General features: G+C 70.9%; 25 protein-coding genes and 2 tRNA genes. 11 read left to right on the top strand and 16 right to left on the bottom strand.

What is annotated here, in order from left to right; all coding sequences use genetic code 11:
• Positions 1–79: 79 nt before the first annotated feature.
• Entirely contained in the window at positions 80–739 is a 660-nt protein-coding gene (locus RI138_RS23075) for an alpha/beta hydrolase family protein (RefSeq protein ID WP_398863527.1), read from the bottom strand.
• Positions 740–756: 17 nt separating this feature from the next.
• The gene (locus RI138_RS23070; RefSeq protein WP_311121442.1) at positions 757–1572 is read right to left on the bottom strand and encodes an SOS response-associated peptidase; all 816 of its coding nucleotides are present in this window, start codon (positions 1570–1572) and stop codon (positions 757–759) included.
• Positions 1573–1625: 53 nt separating this feature from the next.
• Between RI138_RS23070 and RI138_RS23065 the strand changes: the two genes are divergently transcribed.
• The 4 genes from RI138_RS23065 (at position 1626) to RI138_RS23050 (ending at position 5250) form a co-directional block, all read left to right on the top strand.
• Positions 1626–2339: a M50 family metallopeptidase gene (locus RI138_RS23065; protein ID WP_096625784.1), complete on the top strand. Its 714-nt coding sequence runs from the start codon at positions 1626–1628 to the stop codon at positions 2337–2339.
• Positions 2340–2442: 103 nt separating this feature from the next.
• Positions 2443–3795, top strand: coding sequence for a 3-phosphoshikimate 1-carboxyvinyltransferase (aroA, locus tag RI138_RS23060; RefSeq protein WP_311121441.1), 1353 nt, complete (start codon positions 2443–2445; stop codon positions 3793–3795).
• A 5-nt stretch (positions 3796–3800) separates the two neighbouring features.
• Positions 3801–4817, top strand: coding sequence for a ribosome small subunit-dependent GTPase A (rsgA, locus tag RI138_RS23055; RefSeq protein ID WP_096625782.1), 1017 nt, complete (start codon positions 3801–3803; stop codon positions 4815–4817).
• 109 nt (positions 4818–4926) lie between these two features.
• Entirely contained in the window at positions 4927–5250 is a 324-nt protein-coding gene (locus RI138_RS23050; RefSeq protein WP_096625780.1) for a DMT family transporter, read from the top strand.
• Here the strand turns inward: RI138_RS23050 and RI138_RS23045 are convergent.
• Complete coding sequence (locus RI138_RS23045; RefSeq protein WP_311122986.1) at positions 5216–5842, bottom strand: TetR/AcrR family transcriptional regulator; 627 nt, start codon at positions 5840–5842, stop codon at positions 5216–5218. The genes RI138_RS23050 and RI138_RS23045 overlap by 35 nt on opposite strands.
• Positions 5843–5980: 138 nt before the next feature.
• On the opposite strand from RI138_RS23045, the gene hisN reads away from it, so the two are divergent.
• On the top strand, positions 5981–6781 hold the full coding sequence (hisN, locus tag RI138_RS23040) for a histidinol-phosphatase (RefSeq protein ID WP_096625778.1): 801 nt from the start codon (positions 5981–5983) through the stop codon (positions 6779–6781).
• A 145-nt stretch (positions 6782–6926) separates the two neighbouring features.
• On the top strand, positions 6927–7325 hold the full coding sequence (locus tag RI138_RS23035) for a CBS domain-containing protein (RefSeq protein ID WP_096625776.1): 399 nt from the start codon (positions 6927–6929) through the stop codon (positions 7323–7325).
• Positions 7326–7413: 88 nt separating this feature from the next.
• On the opposite strand, the gene RI138_RS23030 is transcribed toward RI138_RS23035, so the two are convergent.
• Positions 7414–8883, bottom strand: coding sequence for a catalase (locus tag RI138_RS23030; protein WP_096625774.1), 1470 nt, complete (start codon positions 8881–8883; stop codon positions 7414–7416).
• Positions 8884–9040: 157 nt separating this feature from the next.
• Here RI138_RS23030 and RI138_RS23025 point away from each other — a divergent pair, with 157 nt between their 5' ends.
• Entirely contained in the window at positions 9041–9460 is a 420-nt protein-coding gene (locus RI138_RS23025; RefSeq protein ID WP_096625772.1) for a Fur family transcriptional regulator, read from the top strand.
• A gap of 114 nt (positions 9461–9574) precedes the next feature.
• On the opposite strand, the gene RI138_RS23020 is transcribed toward RI138_RS23025, so the two are convergent.
• The 4 genes from RI138_RS23020 to RI138_RS23005 all read right to left on the bottom strand — a co-directional run bounded on the left by RI138_RS23020 (position 9575) and on the right by RI138_RS23005 (position 15297).
• Positions 9575–9648, bottom strand: a tRNA-Met gene (locus tag RI138_RS23020).
• A gap of 127 nt (positions 9649–9775) precedes the next feature.
• A complete protein-coding gene (locus tag RI138_RS23015; RefSeq protein WP_311121440.1) occupies positions 9776–11923 on the bottom strand; it encodes a tetratricopeptide repeat protein in 2148 nt (715 codons plus the stop codon).
• A 225-nt stretch (positions 11924–12148) separates the two neighbouring features.
• Positions 12149–12222, bottom strand: a tRNA-Met gene (locus RI138_RS23010).
• A 42-nt stretch (positions 12223–12264) separates the two neighbouring features.
• Entirely contained in the window at positions 12265–15297 is a 3033-nt protein-coding gene (locus RI138_RS23005; protein WP_311122985.1) for a UPF0182 family protein, read from the bottom strand.
• 136 nt (positions 15298–15433) lie between these two features.
• Here RI138_RS23005 and RI138_RS23000 point away from each other — a divergent pair, with 136 nt between their 5' ends.
• Complete coding sequence (locus RI138_RS23000) at positions 15434–15994, top strand: PPA1309 family protein (protein ID WP_311121439.1); 561 nt, start codon at positions 15434–15436, stop codon at positions 15992–15994.
• 48 nt (positions 15995–16042) lie between these two features.
• Here the strand turns inward: RI138_RS23000 and RI138_RS22995 are convergent, their stop codons facing one another.
• From RI138_RS22995 to RI138_RS22980, 4 genes are all read right to left on the bottom strand, one after another.
• On the bottom strand, positions 16043–17158 hold the full coding sequence (locus RI138_RS22995; RefSeq protein ID WP_311121438.1) for a YlbL family protein: 1116 nt from the start codon (positions 17156–17158) through the stop codon (positions 16043–16045).
• Between the two features lie 102 nt (positions 17159–17260).
• Complete coding sequence (locus RI138_RS22990; protein WP_311121437.1) at positions 17261–17431, bottom strand: hypothetical protein; 171 nt, start codon at positions 17429–17431, stop codon at positions 17261–17263.
• Between the two features lie 126 nt (positions 17432–17557).
• Positions 17558–18019, bottom strand: a complete 462-nt coding sequence (locus tag RI138_RS22985) for a molybdenum cofactor biosynthesis protein MoaE (protein ID WP_311121436.1) — start codon at positions 18017–18019, stop codon at positions 17558–17560.
• 118 nt (positions 18020–18137) lie between these two features.
• Complete coding sequence (locus RI138_RS22980) at positions 18138–19289, bottom strand: SDR family oxidoreductase (protein WP_096625760.1); 1152 nt, start codon at positions 19287–19289, stop codon at positions 18138–18140.
• Positions 19290–19479: 190 nt separating this feature from the next.
• Here RI138_RS22980 and RI138_RS22975 point away from each other — a divergent pair, with 190 nt between their 5' ends.
• Complete coding sequence (locus RI138_RS22975) at positions 19480–20904, top strand: zinc-dependent metalloprotease (RefSeq protein WP_096625758.1); 1425 nt, start codon at positions 19480–19482, stop codon at positions 20902–20904.
• Positions 20901–21443: an NUDIX hydrolase gene (locus RI138_RS22970; RefSeq protein ID WP_311121435.1), complete on the top strand. Its 543-nt coding sequence runs from the start codon at positions 20901–20903 to the stop codon at positions 21441–21443. The genes RI138_RS22975 and RI138_RS22970 overlap by 4 nt, the downstream gene beginning before the upstream one ends.
• Positions 21444–21521: 78 nt before the next feature.
• Here the strand turns inward: RI138_RS22970 and RI138_RS22965 are convergent, their stop codons facing one another.
• From RI138_RS22965 to RI138_RS22950, 4 genes are all read right to left on the bottom strand, one after another.
• On the bottom strand, positions 21522–22277 hold the full coding sequence (locus RI138_RS22965) for an AIM24 family protein (RefSeq protein ID WP_311121434.1): 756 nt from the start codon (positions 22275–22277) through the stop codon (positions 21522–21524).
• Positions 22278–22296: 19 nt separating this feature from the next.
• Positions 22297–22977 carry an AIM24 family protein gene (locus RI138_RS22960; protein ID WP_311121433.1) on the bottom strand — a complete coding sequence of 227 codons (681 nt, stop codon included), beginning with the start codon at positions 22975–22977 and terminating at the stop codon, positions 22297–22299.
• Between the two features lie 11 nt (positions 22978–22988).
• Complete coding sequence (locus tag RI138_RS22955) at positions 22989–24614, bottom strand: TerD family protein (RefSeq protein WP_311121432.1); 1626 nt, start codon at positions 24612–24614, stop codon at positions 22989–22991.
• Positions 24615–24767: 153 nt separating this feature from the next.
• A complete protein-coding gene (locus tag RI138_RS22950; protein ID WP_311121431.1) occupies positions 24768–25391 on the bottom strand; it encodes a M48 metallopeptidase family protein in 624 nt (207 codons plus the stop codon).
• A 218-nt stretch (positions 25392–25609) separates the two neighbouring features.
• Between RI138_RS22950 and RI138_RS22945 the strand changes: the two genes are divergently transcribed.
• Positions 25610–26794, top strand: a complete 1185-nt coding sequence (locus RI138_RS22945; RefSeq protein WP_311121430.1) for a ThiF family adenylyltransferase — start codon at positions 25610–25612, stop codon at positions 26792–26794.
• Positions 26795–26817: the final 23 nt, after the last annotated feature.

Here is a 26817-nt window from a genome sequence, read left to right as displayed (position 1 = left end):
CTCCCTCTCCACGTACGACGTTGTTGTACCGACGTCCCGAACAACAGCGCCCCCGTGCGGAGCATTCCCGGGGCCCGTGTCACCCGAGTGACATGAGCCACCCGCTGACCGCTTCGGTGAGGATGCCCATCGTCTGTTCCTCGCTCAGCCCGGACTTCTTCGGTACGGCGAAGCCGTGGTCCCCGTACGGCACTTCGGCCAGCTCGTACGGACCGGGCGGGAACTCCTCCGGCCGCCCGAACGGGTCGTTGCCGCCCTGCACCACGAGGGTGGGCACCCCGGCACCGAGGAGTTCGTCGGCGCGGGACTTCTCGGGCCTGCCCGGGGGGTGCAGCGGGAAGCTGAGCGCGAGGACGGCCGCCGCGCCCAGCTCGGTGGCGGTGCGGCAGGCGACCCGGGCCCCGGCGCTGCGGCCCCCGGCGACGACGGGCAGCCCGGGCTCGGCCAGGGCGGGCCACAGTCCGCGCCAGCCGGTGTCGAGGGTCTTCGGGGCGGGCGCCACCTTCTTGCCCGCCACCCGCCAGGGCTGCTCCACCAGAGCGACGGTGACGCCCTGTCCGGGCAGGGCGGCGGCCAGGGCCTTCAGATCGCGGGCCTCGATGCCGCCGCCCGCCCCGTGGCTCACGGCCAGCACGAGGCGGGGCCGCGCGCCGGTCGTGGCGGGGAGCCAGGTGATCCGGGCCTCTCCGGCGTCGGTGGGGATGCTCTGCACGCTCTTCTCACGGCTCACGCGTCCCATCCTGCCTCCCCTCCCGTTCAGAACAGCGTCGACTCCTCCGGCGCGGCCAGCTCCTCCAGCAGCTCCGGTCCGTTGTTGCGGACGTTGCTGACGGCGGTGGCGACCGGGTAGGCCCGCATCAGCCCGCCGGGCGGCGGCTCCAGCAGCGCGCGCAGCTCGTCGAGGCCCGTGTGCGAGGGGTCCAGCCAGGCGTCCCAGCGGTCCGGGGTGAGCATCAGCGGCATCCGGGGGTGGATGTCGGCGAGGGCGCCGGGTCCTTCGGCGGGGGCGACCGCCAGCGGTGCGGTCTCCGCCTCGGTGGTGATCACCGAGCAGGTGACCCACCAGGCCAGCTCGTGGTCGCCGGGCAGGGTCGGGTCGCGCCAGAACTCGTACAGTCCGGCCATCGCGAAGACCGAGCCGTCGGCGGGGGTCACGAAATACGGCTGCTTGCGCGCCCGCTTCTTGCCCTTCCTCTCCTCCAGCTGCCGTTCCTCCGCGCCGGTGACCCACTCGTAGTAGCCGTCGGCGGGCAGGATGCAGCGGCGCTGAGCGAAGGCGTTCCGGAAGGAGGGCTTCTCGTGGACGGTCTCCGCGCGGGCGTTGATCATCCGGGCGGCGCCCTCGGGGGTCTTCGACCAGGACGGGACGAGCCCCCATTTCAGGGTGCGCAGCTGGCGAACCGGACGCCGGTCGTCCGCGTCCTTAACAGGACGGTCCAGAACCGCGTAGACCTCTTTGGTCGGCGCCACGTTCCAGTCCGGCTCCAAGGCCTCGGTGGGTTCCCACTTCTCGACGCCGAAGAGTCCGGTCAGGTCCTCGGGCTTCCGACTCGCTGCATACCTTCCGCACATAAGTGCCACACTGCCACGACCGACCGCCCCGACCGCAAGGAGTCGCCCGGCCGATGAACAGCACCGAATTGGGCGATCTGTGGGATCGCGTGACCGGCACCCAGCCCGCGCCGGAGCAGTGGCTGGTGGTGGTGACGGCCACGCTCGCGCTCATCGCCGTCGTACCGAACCCGATATGGCGGCTGGCCCGCAACACGATCACCATCGCGCACGAGGGCGGCCACGGCCTGGTGGCCCTGCTCACCGGACGGCAGCTCTCCGGCATCCGGCTGCACTCGGACACCAGCGGGCTGACCGTCAGCCGCGGCAAGCCGACGGGGATCGGCATGATCCTCACCGCCGCGGCCGGCTACACGGCCCCCTCACTGCTGGGTCTGGGCGGCGCCTGGCTGCTCACCAACGGGCGGATCACCCTGCTGCTGTGGGTGGCGACGGCGCTGCTCGCGGTGATGCTGGTGATGATCCGCAATGTGTACGGGGCCCTCACCGTCATCCTGACCGGCGCGGCCTTCCTGCTGGTGTCCTGGCTGGCCGCCGCGGACGTCCAGTCGGCGTTCGCGTACGCGGTGGTGTGGTTCCTGCTGCTGGGCGGGGTGCGGCCGCCGTTCGAGCTCCAGTCCAAGCGACGCTTCGGGGGTGCTCCGGACTCCGACGCGGACCAGTTGGCCCGGCTGACCCACGCCCCGGCCGCGCTGTGGCTCTTCCTCTTCCACGCGGTGTCGCTGTGCTCGCTGATCGGCGGAGGGCGATGGCTGCTGGGCTGGTGAGGCGGACCCGGCCGCTCCGGCCCGTACCACTCTTTCGTTACGGACCGGTTTCCGCCCTTTTCATCAGGATCCTGGTTCGCGCGGAACCACTAAAGTGATGGCCATGACCGAGAGTTCCGTGCACCCCGCCCTCTGGCCCGCCCCCCACGCGAGCGGAGCCGTCGACGCGACCGTCACCGTGCCCGGATCGAAATCGGTCACCAACCGGGCGCTCGTCCTGGCCTCGCTGGCCTCCGAGCCGGGCTGGCTGCGCCGCCCGCTGCGCTCCCGCGACACCCTGCTGATGGCCCAGGCGCTCCGCGCGATGGGCGTCGGCATCGAGGAGACGGTCTCCTCGTCCTCCGCGACCAGCCCCTCCGCCGCGACCGGCCCGGACGCCTCCGGCGAGGCCTGGCGGGTCATCCCGGCCGGGCTGCACGGCCCGGCCACCGTCGACGTCGGCAACGCCGGTACGGTCATGCGATTCCTGCCGCCCGTCGCCACGCTCGCCGACGGCCCGATCCGTTTCGACGGCGACCCCCGCTCCTACGAGCGGCCCCTGACCGGCGTGATCGAGGCGTTGCGGGCACTGGGCGCGCGGATCGACGACGACGGGCGCGGGGCGCTGCCGCTGACCGTGCACGGCGGCGGGGCGCTGGACGGCGGCCCGGTGGCGATCGACGCGTCGTCGTCCTCGCAGTTCGTCTCGGCGCTGCTGCTCTCGGGGCCGCGCTTCAACCAGGGCGTGGAGGTCCGGCACACCGGTTCCGTCCTCCCCTCGATGCCGCACATCCGGATGACCGTCGACATGCTGCGGGCCGTCGGCGCGCAGGTGGACGAGCCGGAGACGGGCGGCGAGCCGAACGTGTGGCGGGTCTCCCCCTCCGCGCTGCTCGGCCGGGACCTGACGGTCGAGCCGGACCTCTCCAACGCCCAGCCGTTCCTGGCCGCCGCGCTGGTGACCGGGGGCAGGGTCACCGTCCCCGACTGGCCGGAGCGCACCACGCAGCCGGGTGACGCGCTGCGCGAGATCTTCACCGCGATGGGCGGCAGCTGCGAGCTGACCGAACGCGGTCTGACCTTCACCGGTACGGGCCGTGTCCACGGCATCGACGTGGACCTCGGCGAGGTCGGCGAGCTGACCCCGGGCATCGCGGCGGTCGCGGCGCTGGCCGACTCGCCCTCCACCCTGCGGGGCGTGGCCCATCTGCGGCTGCACGAGACGGACCGGCTGGCGGCGCTGACCAAGGAGATCAACGAGCTCGGCGGCGACGTCACCGAGACGGCCGACGGGCTGCACATCCGCCCGCGCCCGCTGCACGGCGGCGTCTTCCACACGTACGACGACCACCGCATGGCCACCGCAGGAGCGGTCATCGGCCTCGCAGTGAAGGGCGTGGAGATCGAGAACGTGGGCACGACCGCCAAGACCCTGCCGGACTTCCCGGACATGTGGACCGGAATGCTCGGGGCCTAGAGACCATGCGCCGCTACGGGAAGAACCCCGACGAGGACGACATCCGCGTCCGCCCCAACCGCAAGGGCAACCGGCCGCGCACGCACATCCGGCCCAAGCACGAGGACGCCGAGGACGGCATGGTCCTCACCGTCGACCGGGGCCGGCTCACCTGCCTCGTCGACGGCCGGACCGTGGTGGCGATGAAGGCCCGCGAGCTGGGCCGCAAGGCCGCGGTGGTGGGCGACACCGTCTCCATCGTCGGGGACCTGTCCGGCGAGAAGGACACCCTGGCCAGGATCGTGCGGATCGGCGAGCGCCGCACGGTGCTGCGCCGCACGGCGGACGACGACGATCCCTACGAGCGGGTGGTCGTCGCCAACGCGGACCAGCTGGCCATCGTCACCGCGCTGGCCGACCCCGAGCCGCGTCCGCGCATGATCGACCGCTGTCTGGTGGCGGCGTACGACGGCGGGCTGACCCCGCTGCTGGTGCTCACCAAGTCCGACCTGGCCCCGCCGGACAAGCTGCTGGAGGCGTACACCCCGCTCGGCGTCCCGTACATCGTGACGAGCCGCGAGGAGCTGGAGAACGGGGACGCGGCGGACCGGGTGCGCGAGCAGCTGGAGGGCCGGGTCACCGCCTTCGTCGGCCATTCCGGGGTCGGCAAGACGACCCTGGTGAACGCCCTGGTGCCGAAGGACCGGCGGCGCACCACGGGCATCGTCAACGCGGTCACCGGCCGGGGCCGGCACACCACCACCTCCGCCCTCGCGCTGCCGCTGCCGGGCGACCGGGGCTGGGTGGTCGACACCCCGGGCGTCCGCTCCTTCGGGCTGCACCACGTCGACCCCTCGCGCGTCATCCACGCCTTCCCCGACCTGGAACCGGGCACCGGGAACTGCCCGCGCGGCTGCACCCACGACGAGAACCAGCCCGAATGCGCACTGCCCGCCTGGGTGGCCGGGGGGCACGCCGATCCGGCCCGGCTGGACTCCCTGCACCGGCTGCTCGCGACGCGGGAACGGCGCGAGGGCGACTGACCGGAATCGTTCGGTGCGTCCCGCGGGACGTTTGCGCGATTCAACGACTGGTAAAGGCATAATCGCACCGAGCTGGACGAAGCCGTCACCTATCTGGAGGGCACCGACGATGGCGTGGCTGCTGGTCGTGGTCGCTGGACTGCTGGAAACCGGCTTCGCCGTGTGTCTGAAGCTCTCCCACGGGTTCACCCGTCTCTGGCCGACGATCGCGTTCGCCGCGTTCGCGCTCGGCAGCTTCGGTCTGCTGACCATGGCGCTGAAGAAGCTGGACGTGGGCCCGGCGTACGCGGTGTGGACCGGGATCGGCGCGGCCGGTACGGCGATCTACGGCATGGTCTTCCTCGGTGACGTCGTCTCGACGCTGAAGCTGGTGTCGATCTCCCTGGTGATCATCGGAGTCATGGGCCTCCAGCTGTCCGGCTCCGCGCACTGACCCGAGCGGTACCGGCCGCCTGGCGCTGGTCGGCGGTGCCGGACGCCTGCCGTACGAGCCGGAGCGCGTGGCCGTCCGCGGCGTCGTCCCCCGGCACCGGGGCGATCACACAGGACAGTGCGATCCGTAACGCGATCTCGTAGCGCTCGGTGTCGTCGGTGGCGTAGCCGCGCTCGGCCGTGCTGCCGGGCGCCGGGGGCGGGACCGCCCGCATCCTGTCCCGTACCAGCGCGAGCAGCGCCCCGGGGGCCGGGGGCCGCTTCGGGCGGGGCAGCCCGTCCGCCCAGAACCCCGTGAGGAGGGCCTTGACCAGCGCGTCCTGGCGGGCTGCCCGTACGGTCCAGAGCGCGACGGCGGCCGGACGGTCGGGCGCGGGGGCGGTCAGGGCGCGGTCGACCCCGGCGAGATAGCGGTCGGCGGCCCGCCGCAGCAGGGCCCCGGCCAGCCCGTCCTTGGTGCCGAACTCGTTGTGGAGGGTCTGCCGGGACACCCCGGCCAGTGCGGCGACGTCGACCAGGCGCACGGTGCGCCAGGGCCGGTCGGCGAGCGCTCTGAGGGCGGCGTCCAGCAGGGCCTGCCGTGCTGTCGGCATCATCGCCTCCCCCGCCCCGGAACCTTGCGATTCAGAGTTGATGTGCTCCCGGGGGCTGTCAAGGGTCCACGTCGCGGGCCGGGAGGCGGGCCGGGGGTGCTGTAGCCCGCGGCCCGCGGCGCTGGATACTGTGACGGCATGCCCGACTACCACGATGATCTGCGCCTTGCCCATGTACTGGCCGACGCCGCCGACGCGGCCACGATGGAGCGGTTCAAGGCTCTCGACCTCAAGGTCGAGACCAAGCCGGACATGACGCCGGTGACCGAGGCCGACAAGGCCGCCGAGGCGTTGATCCGGGGCCACTTGCAGCGGGCCCGCCCGAGGGACGCGATCCTGGGCGAGGAGTACGGGGTCGAGGGCAGCGGGCCCCGGCGCTGGGTGATCGACCCGATCGACGGCACCAAGAACTACGTACGCGGTGTGCCGGTGTGGGCGACGCTGATCTCGCTGATGGAGGCGGGAGAGCAGGGCTTCCAGCCGGTGGTCGGAGTGGTCTCCGCGCCCGCGCTGAACCGGCGTTGGTGGGCGGCGAAGGGCGCGGGCGCGTTCTCCGGCCGCAGCCTCACCTCGGCGACCCGCCTCCAGGTGTCGAAGGTGGAGAACATCGCGGACTCCTCGTTCGCGTTCTCCTCGCTGTCCGGCTGGGAGGAGAAGGGCCTCCTCGACGGGCTCCTCGACCTGACCCGGGCCTGCTGGCGGACGCGGGGCTACGGGGACTTCTGGCCGTACATGATGGTCGCGGAGGGTTCCGTGGACATCTGCGCGGAGCCGGAGCTGTCGCTGTGGGACATGGCGGCGAACGCGATCATCGTCCAGGAGGCGGGCGGCCGGTTCACCGGCCTGGACGGGGTCGACGGCCCGGGCGGCGCCGATGCGGCGGCCTCGAACGGGCTGCTCCACGACGAGTTGCTGGGCTATCTCAACCAGCGCTACTGAGTTCCGCGCGCGTGCGCACTCCCCCGGCGCACGCCCGGTCCACCCCTTGTCGCCCCGCCCCAAGGGTGCAACTCTGAGAGTCCCCCCACTTGTGAACTTGTGAATCGACTCACACAGTCGGCTCACCGAGGAGGTGGCTCGTTTCATGCTCGTCCGTGACGCCATGAGTACGGTGGTCCTCACCATCGGCCCCACCCACACGCTCCGCCAGGCGGCCCGGCTGATGTCGGCCCGGCGCATCGGAGCAGCCGTCGTCCACGACCCGGACACCTGCGGGCTCGGGATCATCACCGAGCGCGACATCCTCGACGCGATCGGATCCGGCCAGGATCCCGATCGGGAGACCGCGTCCGCCCACACCACCACCGACGTGGTGTTCGCCGCCCCGGCCTGGACCCTGGAGGAGGCCGCGGAAGCCATGACGCACGGAGGTTTCCGGCATCTGATCGTGCTGGACGACGACGGCCCGGTGGGGATCGTGTCGGTGCGCGACATCATCCGCTGCTGGGCGCCCACCCGTCGCGCGGTCGCCACGGCGGGCTGACGGCCGCTCCTCGCGCGAACGACGCGAACGACCGGTGGGCCGGACCCCCGTGAGGGGATCCGGCCCACCGTCGACGACAGGCGTCCGGTCAGCCGCGAAGGGCCTGGACCGCGGCTTCCAGACGCTTGCCGAAGTCACCGTCCGCCTGGCGGAAGTTGTTGATCGCGCGCTCGGCGATGTCATCGCGCGAGACCTGGGCGATGAACCCGGCGAGGTTCTCGATCAGCCGGGACTTCTCGTCCTCGGAGAAGAGCCGGTAGAGGTTGCCCGCCTGCACGAAGTCGTTGTCCTCGGCGTGGCTGGGGGCCTCGTGGTTTCCGGTGCCGCCGGTGACCGGGAGCGGCTGCCACAGCGGCCGGTCGGTCTGGCGGGGGCCGCCGAAGCTGTTCGGCTCGTAGTTCTTGGCGCCCTTGTGGCGGCCGTCGTAGAGGAAGCCGTCCCGGCTGTTGGTCCGCGCCTCGGTGGCGTGCGGGCGGTTAACCGGCAGGTGGTCGGCGTTGATGCCGACGCGGTAGCGGTGGGCGTCCCCGTACGCGAACAGCCGGCCCTGGAGCATCTTGTCCGGGGACGGCCCGATGCCCGGCACGAAGTGCGCGGGGCTGAAGATCGACTGCTCGACCTCGGCGAAGATGTTCTCCGGGTTCCGGTTGAGCTCCAGCTTGCCGATCTCGATCGGCGGGTAGTCCTCGTGCGGCCACACCTTGGTGAGGTCGAACGGGTTGAAGCGGTAGGTGGCCGCTTCCGCCGCGGGCATGATCTGGACCTGCACCGTCCAGGACGGGAACTCACCGCGCTCGATCGCCTCGCGCAGATCGCGCTGATGGCTGTCGGGGTCCTCACCGGCGAGCTTGTTGGCCTCTTCCTGGGTGAGGTTCTTGATGCCCTGGTCGGTCTTGAAGTGGTACTTGACCCAGAACACCTCGCCCGCCTCGTTGTTCCACTGGAACGTGTGCGAGCCGTAGCCGTTCATGTGGCGCAGCGTGGCAGGGATACCCCGGTCACCGAAGAGCCAGGTCACCTGGTGCGTCGACTCCGGCGACAGGCCCCAGAAGTCCCAGACGTTGTCCGCCTCCTGCGAGCCGGTGTACGGATCGCGCTTCTGGGTGTGGATGAAGTCGGGGAACTTGATGGCGTCCTTGATGAAGAACACCGGGGTGTTGTTGCCGACGAGGTCGTAGTTGCCCTCTTCGGTGTAGAACTTCAGCGCGAAGCCGCGGGGGTCCCGCACCGCGTCGGCGGAGCCGAGGTTGCCCGCGACGGTGGAGAAGCGCAGGAACGTTTCGGTCTGCTTGCCGACCTCGGAGAGGAACTTCGCCCGGGTCCACTGCGAGACATCGCGGGTCAGCGTGAACGTGCCGTACGCACCGGCGCCGCGGGCGTGCACGATGCGCTCCGGTATGCGCTCACGGTTGAAGTGGGCGAGCTTCTCCAGCAGCGCCTGGTCCTGGACGAGAACCGGACCGCCGGCACCCGCGGTCTCACTGTTCTGATTGTCGGCGACCGGAGCCCCGGCCTCCGTGGTGAGCGGTCCCTGCGTCACGTGCGCCTCCTGCGTCATGTCCCTGCACAGCGGTCCTTATCTGCACAGCTTCCGTACAGCCCTGTCCCTTGGCCAATGCCGTTTCCGATCCTACAATGGACAATGTCTAAGTCAAGCGAGCATCCAAAGTCACACCCGATCGGGACTCCGTTCCCCCACTGTTAGGCTGGGCCCCATGAGCGACCTGCTGGAACGACTTCGTGGACGCGGCTGGCGCATGACGGCGCAGCGGCGTGTCGTGGCCGAGGTCCTTGACGGGGACCACGTGCACCTGACGGCGGACGAGGTCCACGCGAGGGCCGTCTCCAGGCTGCCCGAGATCTCGCGCGCCACCGTCTACAACACCCTCGGCGAGATGGTGTCCCTCGGCGAGGTGCTGGAGGTCTCCACCGACCGCCGGGCCAAGCGCTACGACCCGAACGCGCACCGCCCCCACCACCACCTGGTGTGCGCCCAGTGCGGCGCGATCAGGGACGTGCATCCCGCGGGCAACCCGCTGGCGGACCTGCCGACGGACGAGCGCTACGGCTTCACGGTCTCCGGCGTGGAAGTGACGTACCGCGGCGTCTGCCCGAACTGCGCTGCCGCAGCCTGATTACTTCTCATCCGAGCACTTCGGGGCCCGCCTCGCACGAGGCGGGCTTCGCCTTCTTCCTCCGGGAATGACGAAGGCCCGGATCCCATGGGATCCGGGCCTTCGTCTTTTCAGTAGCGGGGACAGGATTTGAACCTGCGACCTCTGGGTTATGAGCCCAGCGAGCTACCGAGCTGCTCCACCCCGCGTCGATGAATGCAACATTACGTCAGCAGGTCGAACGGCGCAAATTCATTCAGCCGACCACCCGGGGCCGTCCGGCCGTCCAGCCTTTCGGCGATCCAGGGCCGTCCGGCGGTCCAGCCTTCCCGGGCGTTACGCGGTGAGCTCCTGGTGGAGCGCCTCGCGCAGCCGGGCCGCCCGCTCCGCCACCTCGGCCGGGCCCAGCTCCACGGCCCGCGCACACCAGCGCTGCCCCTCGGTGAGCTCGCCCCGGCGGGCGGCGAGCAGCGCCAGGCGCAGGGCCGCACGGCCGTGGCCCGCGTTCGCCGCGTGGCTCCACCACAGGGCGGCCTCGCGCTCGCTGCCCTCACGGGCGAGCAGCAGCCCGAGGTTGAACGCCCCGTTGCGGCTGCCCGCCTCGGCGGCCTCCCGGTACCAGTGGGCGGCGCTCTCCATGTCCCCGCGGGCGGCGGCGAGCATGCCGACGCGGACCTGGGCGCGGCGGTGGCCCTGCTGGGCGGCCCGCTCGTACCACTCCTCGCACTCGGTCTTCTCCGGCATCGGCTCGCCGAGCGCGGGCGGCCCCGGCGGCGGCTGGCGCGCGTCCAGCACCCCGGCGAGCCGGAACGCCGCCTCGGCGCTGCCGCCACCCGCCGCGCACCGCAGGTGCCGCTCGGCCTCGCGGTCCTCGCCGTCGCGCAGCAGGGCCATGGCGACCTGGAGCGCGGCGTCGGTGTGCCCGGCAGCGGCCGCCCGCTGGTACCAGCCGAGCGCCGTACGGTCCTCGTCGCGCCCGGCGTGCAGGATGCCGAGGTTGAACGCGGCGTCCACGCTGCCCGCCTCGGCCGCCTTGGAGAACCAGGGCTCGGCCCCGGTGTGGTCCCCGGCCTGGAGGAGCAGCACGGCGAGTGCGTTGGCGGCCTCGCGGTGGCCGGCGTACGCGGCCCGGCGGTACCACTGCTCGGCCTGCGGGGTGCGGTCCTGGGCAGCGCAGAGCAGCCCCAGGTTGTACGCACCGTTGACGTCTCCGGCGTCCATGGCCGCCCGGTACCAGCGCTCGGCGGTCTGCTGCTCACCGCGCGCCGCGTGCAGGGCGCCCAGCGCGTTGGCCGCGTTACCATCGCCGTCCTGGGCGGCGCGCAGCCACCACACGGCGGCACTCTCCTCGTCGCCCGCGTCGCGCAGCAGGAAGCCGAGGGCGCAGGCGGCACGGGGCTCGCCGTCCTTGGCGGAGGTGAGATACCAGCGGCCCGCCTCCTTGAGCTCGCCGCGCTGCTCCAGGATCGCGCCGAGGTGCAGCGCGGCCCGCCGGTGACCGCGGGCGGCTGCCTGGCGGTACCACTGCTCGGCCTCGCCGACCCGGCCGGCGGCGGGCCCCGCCACGGGGCTGTCGCCGTCGCCCGCGCTCCTGGCGTTCCTACCGCCCTTGGCCTGCGCCGCGTTCGCCACGCTCCCGGCACTCTTCGCGTCGGCGGCGTTCTCGGTGTTCGCCGCACCCGCCTCACCGGCATCGGCCACGGGCACAGCCGGATCGCCGGGAAGGCCGAGGCCCGTTCCGGTCCTACCGGAACCGGTGCCCCGGCCCAGGCCGAAGGCGTCGTGCGGGTCCTCCACTGCGTTCCGCTCCAGGGCGCGGGCCAGCCGGTAGGCCGCCTCGCGGTGGCCCTGCTCGGCGGCAGCACGCAGCCAGCGCTCGGCGCCGACGTCGCCGCGGTGCTCCAGGAGGTCCGCCAGCGCGTAGGCGCCCAGCGCGTGTCCCTGCTCGGCGGACTGGCGCAGCCAGTACTCGGCACCCGGCTCGTCGCCGCGCTCGCGGAAGTGCCGACCCAGGGCGTGCGCGGCGGCGGCGGATCCTGCCACAGCGGCGATGCGCCACCAGCCCGCGGCCTCGTCCGGGTAGCCGCGCTGGTGCAGCAGGACGCCCAGGTTGTTCGCGGCGGCCCGGTCCCCGTCGGCGGTGGCGGCGCGCAGATACTTCTCGGCGCCGTCCAGCTCGCCCCGGCGCAGCAGCAATGCGCCCAGGACGCTCATGGACGCGGTGTCCCCCGCGTCGGCGGCGCGTCGGTGCCGCGCCTCGGTCTCGGCGCTGTCCGCCGCGTCGACCGCGTCCGTGGTGGCCTCGTCGGAGGCCCTCGCCTGCAACGCGGCGGCTTCCCCCGCGGGTGTGCTGATACCCGGCACGGCCGCGCCGGCGATGGCGGCAGCGAAAGCCGCATCTACCGTGTTTTCCGCATCTTGGCCGCGCCGCTGCACAAACCGCCCTGTCTCCAACAGAGTTGCCCTGTCCCCCATAAATACCATCGTCGCACCACCTGCAACCCGCGTACACCTGGTATACCGCGGCCAGTGAGGTCACTTCAGCGTTTTGTCGACATGCCCACAGGGAGACAAGTCAAACACGTCCGGACCCAACTGGTGCCCAGCGAACCGCACTTCACGCCCTCGACTCGCGAAAGGCACGGCACGCACGGACGACGGCACGACGAAGGCCCGGATCCCATGGGATCCGGGCCTTCGTCTTTTCAGTAGCGGGGACAGGATTTGAACCTGCGACCTCTGGGTTATGAGCCCAGCGAGCTACCGAGCTGCTCCACCCCGCGTCGTTGTGTTCAAACCGTACCACGACGCGGAGTGGGTCATTCTCAGCTGCCCTGGCCGCTGCCCTCCCCGGCTCCCTCGGCGGGCGCCGACCTGCCGACGCTCGCGGGCTTGGCCGAACTCTCCGGCTCGCCCTCACCCTCCGGCTCGGCATCGCCGTCCGGCTTGTCTGCACCGTCCGGCTTGGCTGCGCCGTCCGCCTTCTCGCCCTCGCTGCCCGGCTTGGGCTGCGCGGCGGCGGCCCGCTCAAGAGCCTCCTGGAGAGCGTCCTGCGCCTTGCCGTAGGCGGGCCAGTCCTGCTCCTTCAGCGCCTTCTCGCCGTCCGTGTACGCCTTCTGGGCGTCCGCGATGGCCTTCTTGAGTGCCTCGTCGCCGGTGGCCGGGGGCTTGGTGGGCTCGTCCGGCTCACTGGGGTCGGGCGGTGTCGTGTCCGAATCGCCGTCGACCCCGAAGACCGCGTTGAGCGCGTCTCCCAGATTGTTCTCGAAGACGATCTCCGAACCGTACGAGGCGGCCACCTTGCGCAGCAGCGGGTAGTTCTGTGTGCCACCGCGCGTGTAGACCGGCTCGATGTAGAGGAAGCCGCCTTCGAGGGGAACCGTCAGCAGGTTTCCGTACTCGATGTCCGAGTCGGTGCCCTTGAGGTTCCTCACGAACTCGGCGACGTCGTCGTTACCGTTGAGCTCACTCTGTACCTGGCCCGGGCCCTTCACCGTTGAGGTGACCCGCAGGAGCCTCATGGTGCCGTAGTCCTTGCTGGCCGCGTCCGCGTTCACCGCCATGAAGGCCCCGAGGTTCGGGCGCCCCCTCGGGGTGAACGTGGTGGTCAGGGAGAACTCCTGCTCGCTCTGGCCCGGCATCTTCATGCTCAGGTAGTACGGCGGGACGGAACCCGGCTCCTGGTTCGTCGGGTCGTCCGGCACCTGCCACGCGTCGGAGCCGCTGTAGAACTGCGCGGGGTCCTCGACGTGGTAGCGGGTGAGCAGCTCACGCTGGACCTTGAAGAGGTCCTGGGGATACCGCAGGTGGTCCAGGAGGGTCTGCGGGATCTCCGAGCGGGCCTCCACGGTGCCCGGGAACGCCTTGCGCCAGGTCTTGAGGACCGGGTCCTTGGTGTCCCACTCGTAGAGCTTGACCTTGCCGTCGTACGCGTCGACGGTGGCCTTCACCGAGTTGCGGATGTAGTTGACCTGGTTCTCCTGGGCGACGACCGCGCGCTGATTGGTGGTCAGCGAGTCGGCCGTGGTGTCGCCGAGCGTCGTGCGGGACGCGTACGGGTAGCCGTTGGTCGTGGTGTAGGCGTCGACGATCCACTGGATCCGGCCGTCGACGACCGCCGGGTAGGCGTCGCCGTCGATGGTCAGCCACGGGGCGACCGCCTCGACGCGCTCCTTGGGCGTGCGGTTGTACAGGATCCGCGAGCCCTCACCGATGGCTCCCGAGTACATGATCTGCGGCTCGCTGAAAGCGACCGCGTACGCGGCACGGTTGAAGCCGTTGGAGAGGCTGACCCCGCTGCCGCCCTTGTAGCTGGTGGTCTTCTCGCCGTCCTCCTCGTAGTCGAGCTCCTTCTGGGGCCCGCCGACGATGGAGTACTGCTCGGTCTTCTCGCCGTAGTAGACCCGCTGCTCGTACTCCCCGAACTCACCGGTGGACGGCAGACCCGACTCCATGAAGTCCGGGGACCCCGTCGGGTTGGTGCCGGTGGTGGTGCCGCGGGCCGCGATGGCGCCGTAGCCGTGGGTGTACGTGAAGTGGTCGTTGATCCAGTTCCGCTTGGGCAGGCCCTGGATGTTCAGCTCACGCAGACCGATGATCGTGTCCTGCTCCTTGCCGTCCGCACCCTTGTAGCGGTCGACGTCCAGCGTCTTGGGGAACTGGTAGTAGTTCCTGCGCTGCTGGAGCTGCTGGAAGGCCGGGGAGACGACGTTGGGGTCCATCACGCGGTAGCTGGCGGCCGTGTTGGCGGCGGCCCGCAACTTGGTGCCGTCCCCCTTGGTGGCCTGGCCCGCGTAATCCTCCATCACCGCGTCGTCGATGTCGTACGCATCGCGTGTCGCGTCGATGTTCTTCTGGATGAACGGCGCTTCCTTGGCCTGCTCGTTCGGCTGGACCTGGAACTTCTGCACGATCGCCGGGTAGAGCCCGCCGATCAGGATCGCCGACAGCACCATCAGGCCGAAGCCGATGACCGGCAGCTGCCAGGTGCGGCGCCACAGCGTCGCGAAGAACAGCACGGCACAGATCGCCGCGATGCAGAACAGGATGGTCTTCGCCGGGAGATAGGCGTTCGCGTCGACGTACCGCAGGCCCGTCCAGTTGTCCGCGGCCTTGAAGTCACTGGACTTCACCGCCAGACCGTACCGGTCGAGCCAGTACGCCACGGCCTTCAGGGAGACGAAGATGCCGAGCAGCACCGAGAGATGGCCGGTGGCCGCCGCGGTGGCACGGGCGCCGGGGCTGGTGATGCGCAGCCCGCCGTACAGATAGTGGGTCAGGGCGGCGGCGATCAGCGACAGCACGGTCGCCGCGAAGCCGAAGCCCAGCAGGAAGCGGTACCACGGCAGGTCGAAGGCGTAGAAGGCGACGTCCAGATTGAACTGGGGGTCCTTCTGGTTGAACGGCACGCCGTTGACGTACATCAGCCACGTGCGCCACTGGCCGGAGGCGGATGCTCCGGCGATCAGCCCGACGAGCGCCGTGGCGGCGAGCAGCACCCACTTCTTGAAGGGGGCGATGCTCATGCGATAGCGGTCCAGGCTCTGCTGCTCCAGGGACATCGCGCTCAGCGGCGGCCGGAGCCGGTGCGCGAGCCAGATGTTCACGCCGATGGCCACGGCCATCAGCAGTCCGAAGACGAGGAAGAGCCCGATCTTGGTCCACAGGGTGGTGGTGAAGACGGATGAATACGCGACCGACCTGTACCAGAGCCAGTCCGTCCAGAACCCGGCGAACATGACGAAGGCCATGGCGAGAACCGCCAGGACGCCCAAAGTCATGAGCAGGGTTCGGGCGCGCCGGGACGGGCGGCCGACTCTGATCCGTGGCCCGGTCGGGCCTCCGCCGCGGTCCGGCATCTGGAAAGCCAACGTGCGCACCTCGAAGTTCGCGGTCGAGTGGAACAGGCCCAGCGATCCTAGAGCCCACCTATGCAACTTACTGAAGCTTTACCTAGTTCCCGTCTCCGGGGTAGGACGAGGCAGGATATTGCCCATGCCCAATGTTTCCCCCGCAGGACCCCCGATGGCCGCGAGTCCGCTCACCGTCGCCGTCCTCGAAATCGACGCCTACGCCTCCACCCTCGGCTGGGACCGGCCCGCGCGGCTGTTCGCCCTGGTCGACACCGACCGGCTGCGGTCCCAGGAGCCCGGCCTCGCCTCTCAGCTCGGCCTGGACGACCCCGGGTCCTCCGTCGCCGCCCTCACCCCGATCGAGCAGGACGAGCTGCCCCCGGGCACCGCGCTGGACGAGTTCCTCGCCACCATCGCCTGGCCCGATGCGGTGGTCGGCTGCGCCATGACGGTGGAGCGGCTGATGTTGCCGCCGTCCGCCGAGGCCTCCGTACCCGAAGGGCTCAGCGACAAGCAGCTCACCCAGTGGGTGGCCAAGCACCCCGACCGGCAGGAGGTGCGGATGACCGTGGCCGTCCTGCGGGACGGGGCGCGCGAGTCCGCTGTCCGGCTGCGCGAGAAGGACTCCCCCACCGAGGTGCTGACGGGCGCCGGTCTGGTCCCCGGTCTTGCCGAGGCGCTCGCGGCCACGTTCGAGTCCTGACCGGGCTACCGCCCGGGTCCGTCGTACGGGGCCCGGGCGGCACGGCCGTCAGCCTGCCGAGCAGCTCGGCAGGGCGTCGGTCTTCCCGGCGCGGATCTGCTCCAGCGACTTCTTGGCGTCCTCGATGGTCTTGACCCGGACCAGGGTGAGCCCGCTCGGGGTGTCGGCCGCGGCCGATGCGCAGTTGTCGTCGGGGGTGAGGAAGTAGCGTGCGCCGGCCTCGCGGGCGCCGACCAGCTTCATGGTGATGCCGCCGATCGGGCCGACCTTGCCCGCGTCGTCGATCGTGCCGGTGCCCGCGACGAACTTCCCGCCGGTCAGATCGCCCGGGGTGAGCTTGTCGATGATGCCCAGGGAGAACATCAGCCCGGCGCTCGGCCCTCCGACGTCCGCCAGCTTGATGTCGATCTCGAACGGGAAGGTGTGGTCCGTCCCGGCCGCGATCCCGACGATCGCGCGCCCCTCCTCACCGCCGTCGCCGCCGTCCTTGGAGGCGGGAGCCTTGGCGGTGGTGATGGTGATCCTCTCTTCGCCCTCGGGGGGCCGGCCCGTCTTCTCGGCCGCCACGGCCTCCTTGGCGGGGACGATGGTGAAGGTGACGTCCTCGCCGGGCCGGTGCTCGGTGACCAGCTTCGCCACATCACCGGGTTCCTTGACCGCCGTACCGTCGACGGCCCTGATCACGTCGCCCGCGTGCAGCTTGCCCTGGGCGGGACTGTCCTTGACCACCGAGGAGACCACGACCTGCGTGGACACCGGGATCTTCAGCTCCTCCAGGGCGGCCACCTTGGCGCTCTCCTGGGACTGGCTGAACTCCTCGGCGTTCTCCTGGGTGGACTCCTCCTCGGTCTTGCCGTCCGGGTAGAGGGTGTCGTGCGGCACCACAACGCTGTCGTGGGCCATCCAGCCGTAGACGGCCTCGACGAGGTTCATCCGGTACTCCGCTCCGGTGACGCGGACCGTCGTCATGTTGAGGTGCCCGGAGGTCGGGTACGTCTTGCGACCGGAGATCTGCAGTACGGGCTCGCCACGCGCTTCGCCCAGGGTGTTGACCGTCGGTCCGGGAGACATCTCCGCATACGGCACTTTGATCAGCACGCCGGCGCAGAGCAGCGCGATGAGGACGAGGGTGGAAGCGAGCATCGTCGCGGTGCGGCGTGGCATGGAACGACAGTACGGGAAGGGCCTGTCAGTGCACCGCCGGGGCCGGTCCGTACGGGGAGACCGGTACGCGGCGGCAGGGCCTCACGCGGCGTTCGACGGTCTTCAGAGAGCCTCGGAACCGGAGTGCGATTTCTCCATCGCGTCACGGAACCTGGCATAGCCGGCGAGTTCGGTGACATCGCCGGTCGTGCGATTACGAGCAGCCCAGCTCGCCCATATCGCACCGCCGACAGCAGCGAAAAACGGAATCAGCAGCCAAGCGAGTGCTCCCATCACGACCTCCCTACCCCATGAGCGACCGGATGCCCGATCAGCAGATTAACGATCCGGAAGACCAACGCTCATGGCGGGGGGGCGGTTACGCAAATCGGGGCTGATACGCCGCGGTCCGGTTTGCGCTCAGCAGGCTCCGACCCACTCCTCCGTGCCGTCCGAGAAACGCTGGTGCTTCCAGATCGGAACCTCGTGCTTGAGGTCGTCGATGAGCTTGCGGCAGGCCTCGAAGGCCTCGGCGCGGTGTGGGCAGGCGACGGCCACGACCACGGCCAGATCGCCCACCTCCAGTTCACCCACACGGTGGACTGCTGCCAGGGCCCGGACCGGGAAGTCGGCCACGACCTTTTCGGCCACCCGGCGCAGCTCGTCCCCGGCGGAGGGGTGGCAGGAATAGCCGAGGGCGCCGACGTCCTGTCCCGCGTCGTGGTTGCGCACGGTGCCGACGAAGAGCGCGATGCCGCCCGCCGCGTCGTCCCCGACGGCGCGGAAGATCTCGTCGACGGAGAGCGGGGTCTCCCGGATCGCCAGCAGCCTGATGGGGTCCGAAGCCGCCAGCTCACCGGGGTGGTCGTGGGTGCGTGCCATGCCTCCATCGTGCCGTACGGCACTGACATCCCGGAATTGCGTGTTCGCCCGGCGGCAGGCCTCCCGGGTTGGAGCCTCCTACAGGGACTCGCCCAGCGGCCCGCTGCGGTGTGGCCGGTCAGATGCGTCGGCGGGCCTTGCGGGCACGGCGGACCACGGCGGCGGCGCCGAGCAGGGCGACCGTGGCTCCGGCGGCTCCGGCGGCGGTGGCGTCCTTGCGGCCGAGGCGGCGGCCGGCGAGCGTGTGGCGTCCCTCGACCTCTTCGAGCAGCGCCGCGAGGACCTCCTCGTTGGTCCACTTCGGCCGCCATCCCGCGTCGTGCAGCCTGCTGACGCTGACCACCCAGGGGTGCATCGTGTACGCCAGGTCACCGGCCGGGGAGGGGGTGAGGCCGATCCGGTGCAGCCGGGCGGCAGCCCCGAGTGCGACGGCGGAGGGCAGTTCCATCCGGCGTACGCCGCTGAGCTCCTCGACCTCCTCCTGTTCCAGCCAGCCGTCGCAGCCGACCGCGAACTCGCCGTCGATCCTCTCCAGGGCGGCGTACTCCAGGGCTGTCACCAGGTCCTCGACGTGGCAGAACTGCCAGGTGGGCCGCGATCCGGCGACGACCAGAAGGCGCGGCGACTCGAAGTAGCGAGTCAGGGCGGTGTCGGTGCCGCCGACCAGGACGGTGGGACGCACGACGGTGACATTGAGCCCGGGGTGGGCGCGGGGCGCGCGGCGGCCCAGCCGCTCGATCTCCAGGAGGTCGCCGACGCCGGTGGCCTCCGCGGTGGCACGCAGCTCGGCGTCCTCGGAGAGCGGCACATCGTTGTCGGCCAGCGCCCCGTAGACCATCGCCGAGGTGCACAGCACGACCCGGTGAACCCCTGCGGCCGCCGCGGCGGTGAGGACCGTCTGGGTGCCCCGTACGTTGTACGCGGTACGGGCGGCGGGGTCGGTCTCCAGGTCGAGATCGAGGGCCAGGTGCACGACGACGTCCGCGCCGCGCAGTTTCTCGGCGATGGCCGGGTCCCGGACGTCCAGGATGTGCCAGGTCGCCTCGGAGACCTCGCCGCGGCGTTCGTCGATCGCGATGACCTGCTTGATCGCGTCGGATGCGGCGAGGTGCGCGGTCAGCAGCTCGCCGATGCCGGTCGCGGCGCCGGTGACCGCGACGACGGGGCCCCGGTTCCTGGGGGTCCTGGGGCGTTTCTTTTCGGTTGTGCTTTCGGGCGAGGGGTCGGTCAGGTTTCGCGCTGCGCGAACCTGCGGATCTGGGGAACTCACCGGGCGTCTCCAGCGGTTGTCTTCAGTACGTACCCGAATGACGCGTACGTACCAGGTGGCGTCCATCCTGCCGCAGGCCGGGAGTCGGCGGAGCACTGAGGCCCGAAGCGGGCGTGGTGTCTACGCTGGATGGTGATGTCGGGCAGTCGCCGTCGGTTCGAGCCGGCGGCCCTAGGAGCCGAGGAAACCCGTGAGTGACACCCCATTCGGATTCGGCCTTCCGCCGGAGGAGCCGGAGAACGGCGACGAGGGCAAGAAGAAGGACCCCACCGAGGGTGGGCAGAGCGCGGGCGGGATGGGAAACCCGTTCGGCTTCGGGCCGGGAGCGGGCGGCGACAACCCGTTCGCCGCGATGTTCGGCTCGATGAATCCGAACGATCTCGGCGCGGCCTTCCAGCAGCTCGGTCAGATGCTGAGCTACGAGGGCGGTCCCGTGAACTGGGACATGGCCAAGCAGATCGCCCGCCAGACGGTCTCGCAGGGCACGCCGGACGGCACCAAGGACGCCAGTGTGGGCCCGTCGGAGCGCACGGCGGTCGACGAGGCGCTGCGGCTGGCGGACCTCTGGCTCGACGGCGTGACCTCGATGCCTTCCGGTTCGGTCTCCACCGTGGCGTGGAGCCGCGCGGAGTGGGTCGAGGCCTCGCTGCCGGCCTGGCAGCAGCTGGTCGACCCGGTGGCCGAGCGGGTGGGCCTGGCGATGGGCGATGTGCTGCCCGAGGAGATGCAGGCCATGGCGGGCCCGCTGATCGGCATGATGCGGTCGATGGGCGGCGCCATGTTCGGCCAGCAGATCGGCCAGGCCGTCGGCGTGCTGGCCGGTGAGGTGGTCGGTTCCACCGACATCGGGCTGCCGCTGGGCCCGGCGGGCAAGGCCGCGCTCCTCCCGCTGAACGTGGCGCGGTTCGGCAAGGACCTCAGCGTCCCGCAGGACGAGGTCCGGCTGTATCTGGCCCTGCGCGAGGCCGCTCACCAGCGGCTCTTCGCCCATGTGCCGTGGCTGCGGTCGCATCTGTTCGGTGCCGTCGAGGCGTACGCCCGTGGCATCACGGTCGACACCAGCAAGCTGGAGGACGTCGTCGGCCAGTTCGACCCCTCGCAGCCGGAGCAGTTGCAGGACGCCCTTCAGCAGGGCATGTTCCAGCCCGAGGACACGCCCGAGCAGAAGGCGTCCCTGGCCCGGCTCGAAACGGCTCTCGCCCTGGTGGAGGGCTGGGTCGACGCGGTGGTCCACGAGGCCGCGAAGTCCCGGCTGACCTCGGCCGACGCGCTGCGCGAGACGATGCGCAGGCGGCGTGCCTCCGGTGGTCCGGCCGAGCAGACGTTCGCCACGCTCATCGGCCTTCAGCTGCGCCCGCGGCGGCTGCGGGACGCCTCGCGGCTGTGGGCCTCGCTCACGGACGCCCGGGGCCTGGAGGGCCGCGACGCGCTGTGGGCGCACCCGGACATGCTGCCGACCGCCCGCGACCTGGACGACCCGGACGGCTTCGTGCACCACGAGCAGGCCGATTTCTCCGAGCTGGACAAGATGCTCGGCGAGGCGGCGAAGGGCCCGCGGAAGCCCTCCGAGAACGATGAGGGCAAGGAAGACGGCAAGGACGGCCGCGACCAGTGACGCTGCACGACGACGCCACCCTCGTACTGAAGGGTTACGCCCCCGAGCACGGGACCGGCGACGGCCAGGCGGAGCTGCGGCAGGCGTATCTGGACCATCTGGCACTGCACGGCGACGGCATGTGGAAGGCCTGCGAGGCCGGGCACGTCACGGCCAGCGCCCTGGTCATCAATCCCGAGCACGGCCGGGTGCTGCTCACCCTGCACCGGAAGCTGCGGATGTGGCTCCAGATGGGCGGACACTGCGAGCCGGGCGACGCCACGCTGGAGGCTGCGGCGCTCCGTGAGGCCACGGAGGAGTCCGGCGTACCGGGGCTCACGCTGCTGCCGGGCGGACCGGTCCGGCTGGACCGGCATCCCATTCCGTCGCCCTGTAACTGGCACCTGGACGTGCAGTACGCGGCGCTGGCCCCGGCCGGTGCGGCGGAGCGGATCAGCGAGGAGTCGCTGGAGCTGCGCTGGTTCGCCTACGACGAGGTGGCCTCGGTGGCCGACACCTCCGTCGTACGGCTGCTGGAGGCGACGCGGTCCCGGCTGTAGCGGCAGGCTGAGAGAGATATGTGTAAGGGGCGGCCTCTGTGGAGGCCGCCCCTTACTGCTGTGCTCTGCGGGCGCCGGTCAGTTCCAGGCGTTGTTCTGGTTCTGGCCGTGGGAGCCCTGCTGGCCGATGCCGAACTGGGCGCGGGCGCCCTCACCGATCTGGGCGTTCTGCGGGGGCATGACCTCGCTCGGCTGGACCAGGGCGAAGCCCTGTCCGAGGAAGCTCAGCTCCCAGCCCTCCCCCGTGTTGCCGCGGCGCCGGAAGACACCCGTGGAGTGCGTCTGGGCCTGCATCTGTACCCGCAGGGAGCTGGACCAGGCGACGATCGCGTCGGCGTCGGCGCTGACGTACTTCTCGGGCGTGACCTGCATCATCAGGGGCTGGCCCGAGGTCATGAGGGCGACCTTGCCGCTGCCGGAGATGTTGAGCTGGTACTTGCCGCTGCCGGAGATCCCGTACTGGCTGTCCACCGCGATGACCTCGGTGTGCAGCGAGGAGTCGAGCGCGAGGACGTAGGAGCTGTCCACGGTCATCCCGTCGCGGTCGACGTCCACGACGTGGATGTGCTGGGCGAGGTTGGCGAGGTAGACCGTGCCCTGGCCGGACACGCGCATCAGGTCGAGGCCCTCGCCGGTCCGCGCGCGGGCGCTGCGCTGGGCCTGCGGCTGGTACTCCCCGTCGAAGTCCATCAGGCCCTGGTAGGCGACCATCGCGCCCTTGCGGGCGAGGACGTCGTCGTGGCCGGTCAGCGCGACCCGCAGGAGCTGCGGGTTCTGGATGGCGTACCGGTCCTGGGTCTGCTGCTCGGTGTGGCTGAAAAGCGGACTCTGCATGCTGTGTTCTCCCTCCCCCTCAGTTCCGGATCCGCAGGCGGTCCGTACTGTCCTCGCTCGGCTGGACGACGACGATGCCCTGGCCGGAGAAGGCCATCTGGTACGCCTCGCCGCTGCCGCGGCCGATCAGCGCCCCGGCCTTGAAGCTGCGCTTGCCCTTCACTTTGAGGTTCGGGGACCAGGCGACCAGCGCGTCCGGATCGACGTACGTCTCGTCCTCGCCGCGTCCGCAGTCGACGACGATCGGGGTGCCCCGGGAGGTGATGGCCACCCATCCGGTGCCCTGGACGACGACGTTCCACAGTCCCTGTCCGGCGAACTTGGCCATCCCCTTGACCTTCTCGACACCCCAGGTGAGGTGCGCGTCGAAGGCGAGGAGGTTGGTGCCGTTGACGGAGATGGAGTCGTTGTTGAGGTTGATGACGACCACGTCGGCGCCGTAGTCGGCGAGGTAGAGCAGCCCGTCGCCGGAGCACTTCATGACGGGGGCGCCCTCGCCGGTGATCCACTGGGAGGCGATCTGCCGGACGGCGGGCGGGTTGGGCTCGTACTGGATGAAGCCCTCGTACGCCACCATCGAGCCGGTGCGTGCGTAGAGGTCCTGTCCGGAGGCCATGGCGACCTTGAGCATGGCCGAACCGTGGTTCTCCATGCGGGCGCTGACGGGGGTCGGGGCGAAGCCCGCGAGTTGCTGGTTCATGACGGGCTCCCTCAGACCTCGTAGGGCTGGACGACGATGAAGTTGCCGGGTGCTCCCCGGAACTGGAGGTTCACGGTCTCCCCGCTGTGTCCCGGGTACGCGTTACGGCGCAGCCGGACCTGGCTGGAAATGATCACCTGGGAGGCGGCCGACCAGGCGACGACGGCGTTGCAGTCGGCGAACGTGGTGGGTGTGACCGGCAGGACGACCGGGGTGCCGTGGGTCTTGATGACCACGGTGCCGGTGCCCTGGAACTGCATGGTGAACAGAGCGCCGCCGGGGATGCCGTGCCCCTCGATCCTGCGGACCTCGTACTGGAGGGACTCGTCGAAGGCGAGGACGTTCTCGGCGGAGACGCAGATGGCGTCACCCTGGAGCTCGATCGGGTGCAGATACGAGCCCTCCTCGGCGAGGAAGACCTGACCGCGGCCGGTACAGCGCATGAGCTGCATCTCCTGGCCGGTGGCGTTGCCTACCGCGCGACCGACGAACCCGGCGCTCTTGTAGCCGAAGTCGACCTTGCCCTGATACATCACCATGCTGCCCTGGCGGGCCAGCACTCCGGCGCCGCCCATGGTCAGGTCGACCCGCATGAGCTGCTTGTTCTGCGGGGTCCAGCGCTGCCCGGTCGGGGTCTCCTTGTACGGCTGGAGCGCCGCCTGAAGACCCGCGCCGGTGGCCGGAACTCCCTGCGGGACGCCCTGGGGCATGGAGCCGGGGGGCTGCTGTCCGAACGGGGCCGGTGCGGGCTGTCCGTACGGAGCCGGGGCCTGCTGGCCGAAGGGTGCGGCGGGCGGGACGCCCTGGCCCGGCACCTGTCCGGGAATCTGCCCGAGCTGCGGCTGCTGGGGCTGGCCGTACGGGGACGGGGCCTGGGGCGGCTGAGGCGCCTGGGGCGCCAGCGGGGCCGCGATCGTCGGCGCCGCGTGCATCGACTGGTGCGGCGCGGGCGGCGGCGTGGGCGTGGCCGGGGCACCGAAGGACGGCGCGGGCTGCGGGGCCTGTGGCGCAGGAGCGGCGGGCGGGGCGCCGAACGCCGGGGGCGCGGTGGCCTGGGCCGGCGGGGCGAACCCGGGGGCCGCGGTCTGAGCGGGCGGCGGGGGCTCTTCCTCCGCGACCTCGCCGCCGAAGTTCTTCAGGAGCGCTTCGAGTCCGCCGTCGAAACCCTGGCCGACGGCGGCGAAGCGCCAGACGTCCTTCATATAGAAGTCGCCGAGCATCACCGCACGTTCGGTGGTGAACTCCGATCCGCTGAAGGAGTACCTGACCACCTCCTCGCCGCCCGCGACGATCCGGATGTACCCCGGGCCGATCTGCGACATCTGCCCCGCGCCGTCGAGGGTCGCGGTGAACGAGAGCTTCTGGATGGCGGCCGGAATACGGTCGAGCGTGACGCGGAAGGACTCGGTGTCGCCGGACTGCGCGCCGAGGAGCTGAATGGACTCCTCGGGCGATTTGGGCTGATTGAAGAAGATGAAATACCGGTCGTCCGAGAGCTGTTCGTTGGCGTCGAGGCCGAAGCAGCTGATGTCGAAGGTCAGCCCCGGGGCGGCGATCTGCACACCTACGTACAGATCTGTCCCTGCCGTGAGGTCACTGATCTTGGCCTTGTGGCCGCGTTGGAATTCCCTGGCCATGCGTAACGACCGTCCCCCATCCGGAAGGTGAATGCGTCGCGCCAGGCTAACCGCAATCGACGACATCCGACCAAGCCGGTACACACCCGGTACAGAATCGCCGAACGCGGCCCTTCGGGATCACCGAGCGTGGCTCGGAAACCCGTGCCCGTGTCACTCCTCACGGGCGGCGGGCAGGTGGGGCAGCTGCTCGGCCGCCACCACACCTTCGAGGTAGCCGCGGGCCCGCTCGGTGCGCGGGTAGGACTCCAGCAACTGCCAGAACCCCGGGCCGTGCCCGGGCACGAGCAGATGAGCCAGCTCGTGGAGGAGCACGTAATCGACGACGTACTCCGGCATGCCCTGCAACCGGTGGGAGAGCCTGATGCTGCCCTCGGCCGGGGTGCACGAGCCCCAGCGGGTGTTCTGGTTGGTCACCCAGCGCACCGAGACGGGCCGGGCGCGACCGTCGAAATACTGGGCCGACAGCCGCGCGGCGCGCTCCGCGAGCTCGGTGTCGCCCAGGACCCGCTTGCTCTCCTGGGCGGCGAGCTTGTCGAGCATCACGCCCACCCAGCGCCGCTCCTCAGCCTCGGACATCCGTGCGGGGATGAGCACGATCGTGCGGTCACCCTCCCGGTACGCGGAGACCGACTTCCTGCGCCGGGTGCTCCTGCGGACCTCGACCGCGCTCGTCGCCGAAGCGCGGGCCGGATGGGCTGCCGCGCTGCGCTGATGGCTTCCGGACCTGCGCGCGGGGAACTCCCCGGCGAAGCCGGACGACGGGTCGGCGGGCACGCCACGACGTTACCCGCTGTCCGCGCGGGAAGTCCCGCCCCGGGGACGGTTCGGCGACGATCCGTACGCCGGCTTGCACTATTTGAACGACTAACGCCCCCCGCCTGTGGACAACTCTGCGCAGGGTTCGCCGTCGGCCCGCATGCTGACAAGGACTCGCGGGGTACGGCTCGCGAATCCGTGATCGCAACATCGCTCGGGGACTCGGGGGAGAAGTCATGCATCCGATGCTGAAGCCCGCACTGCGCCGTGCCTGGCGCGGACGGAACACCGTGCAGTTCGGGGTGACGCCCGCACACGCCGTGACGCTCGGTCCGGTGGACATCGCCACCGGAAGTTTCCTGGAACTGCTCGACGGCACACGCGGCCTGCCACTCCTTTACGAGGAAGCCAGGGCTCTGGACCTGTCGGAGCGTCATGTCGATTTGCTGCTCTCGCGCTTGACGGACGCCGGGCTCCTCGACGATCCGAGATCGGCGGCCCCGGACACCGATGCGCTGCGCCGACGGGCCGAGGTGATGGATCGTCAACGTCCCGATGTGGCCTCGCTCTCCATCGTCCATCCCGAACCGGGCGGCGGCCTGCGCCGGATGGCGGCCCGGCGGGCGATGCGGGTCCAGGTGCGGGGCGCGGGGCGGGTGGGTGCGTCGATCGCCTCGTTGTTGTCGGGTGCGGGGGTGGGCGAGGTTGAAGTGCTGGACGGGGGGCGGGCCGAGCTCTGGGATGTGGCGCCCGCGGGGCTGCCTCCGGCGTCCGTGGGGGAACGACGCGACGTGGCCGCCCGCCGCCTCGTCCGCCGGTCCGCGCCCGGACCGGCTCCCCGGTCGGCGGGGGCGGGGGCGAGGTTTGACGGGGGCGCCGGACAGCCCGGTCTTTCGCTGGTCGTCGTCGCGCCCCGGGACGGCCTCGCGGTGTACGCGCCCCTTCCGGACACCGCGGCGCCCTGGATCGCGTCCGGTACTCCTCATCTCTATGCGGGAGTGATCGAGGCGACGGGGGTGGTCGGACCGTTGGTGCTGCCCGGGGGCACCGGCTGCGCGGGGTGCCTGGAGCTGCATCGCACGGACCGGGATTCGCAGTGGCCCCGGATGCTGGCCCAGTGGCGTTCGGGGCGGCGGGGCGCGGGGCCCGCCTGCGATCTGGGGCTTGCCACCGCGGTCGCCGGTCTCGCCGCGGCCCATGCCCTGGCCTTTCTGGACGGGGACCTCCCGGCCAGCACGGGCGCTCGCTGGGAGGCCGCTCTGCCGTTGCTGGACTGGCGCTCCGAGCGGATCGGCCCGCATGCGGACTGTTCCTGCGGCGGGACCGAGAGCGCCCGTGAGCCGACTCGGAGTTGTCGGACACCCGCTAAGGGGGATCGGGCCTCGGGCAGTTTTCCGGCGCAGGACACAATGGCCGGGTGACCGCCGTCGACGGAGTGACACCG

It is taken from the genome of Streptomyces durocortorensis (genome assembly GCF_031760065.1).
In the GTDB taxonomy this organism is placed as follows: domain Bacteria; phylum Actinomycetota; class Actinomycetes; order Streptomycetales; family Streptomycetaceae; genus Streptomyces.
Note: the sequence above shows the minus strand (reverse complement) of the source record. Positions and strands in the feature narration are given on the sequence as shown.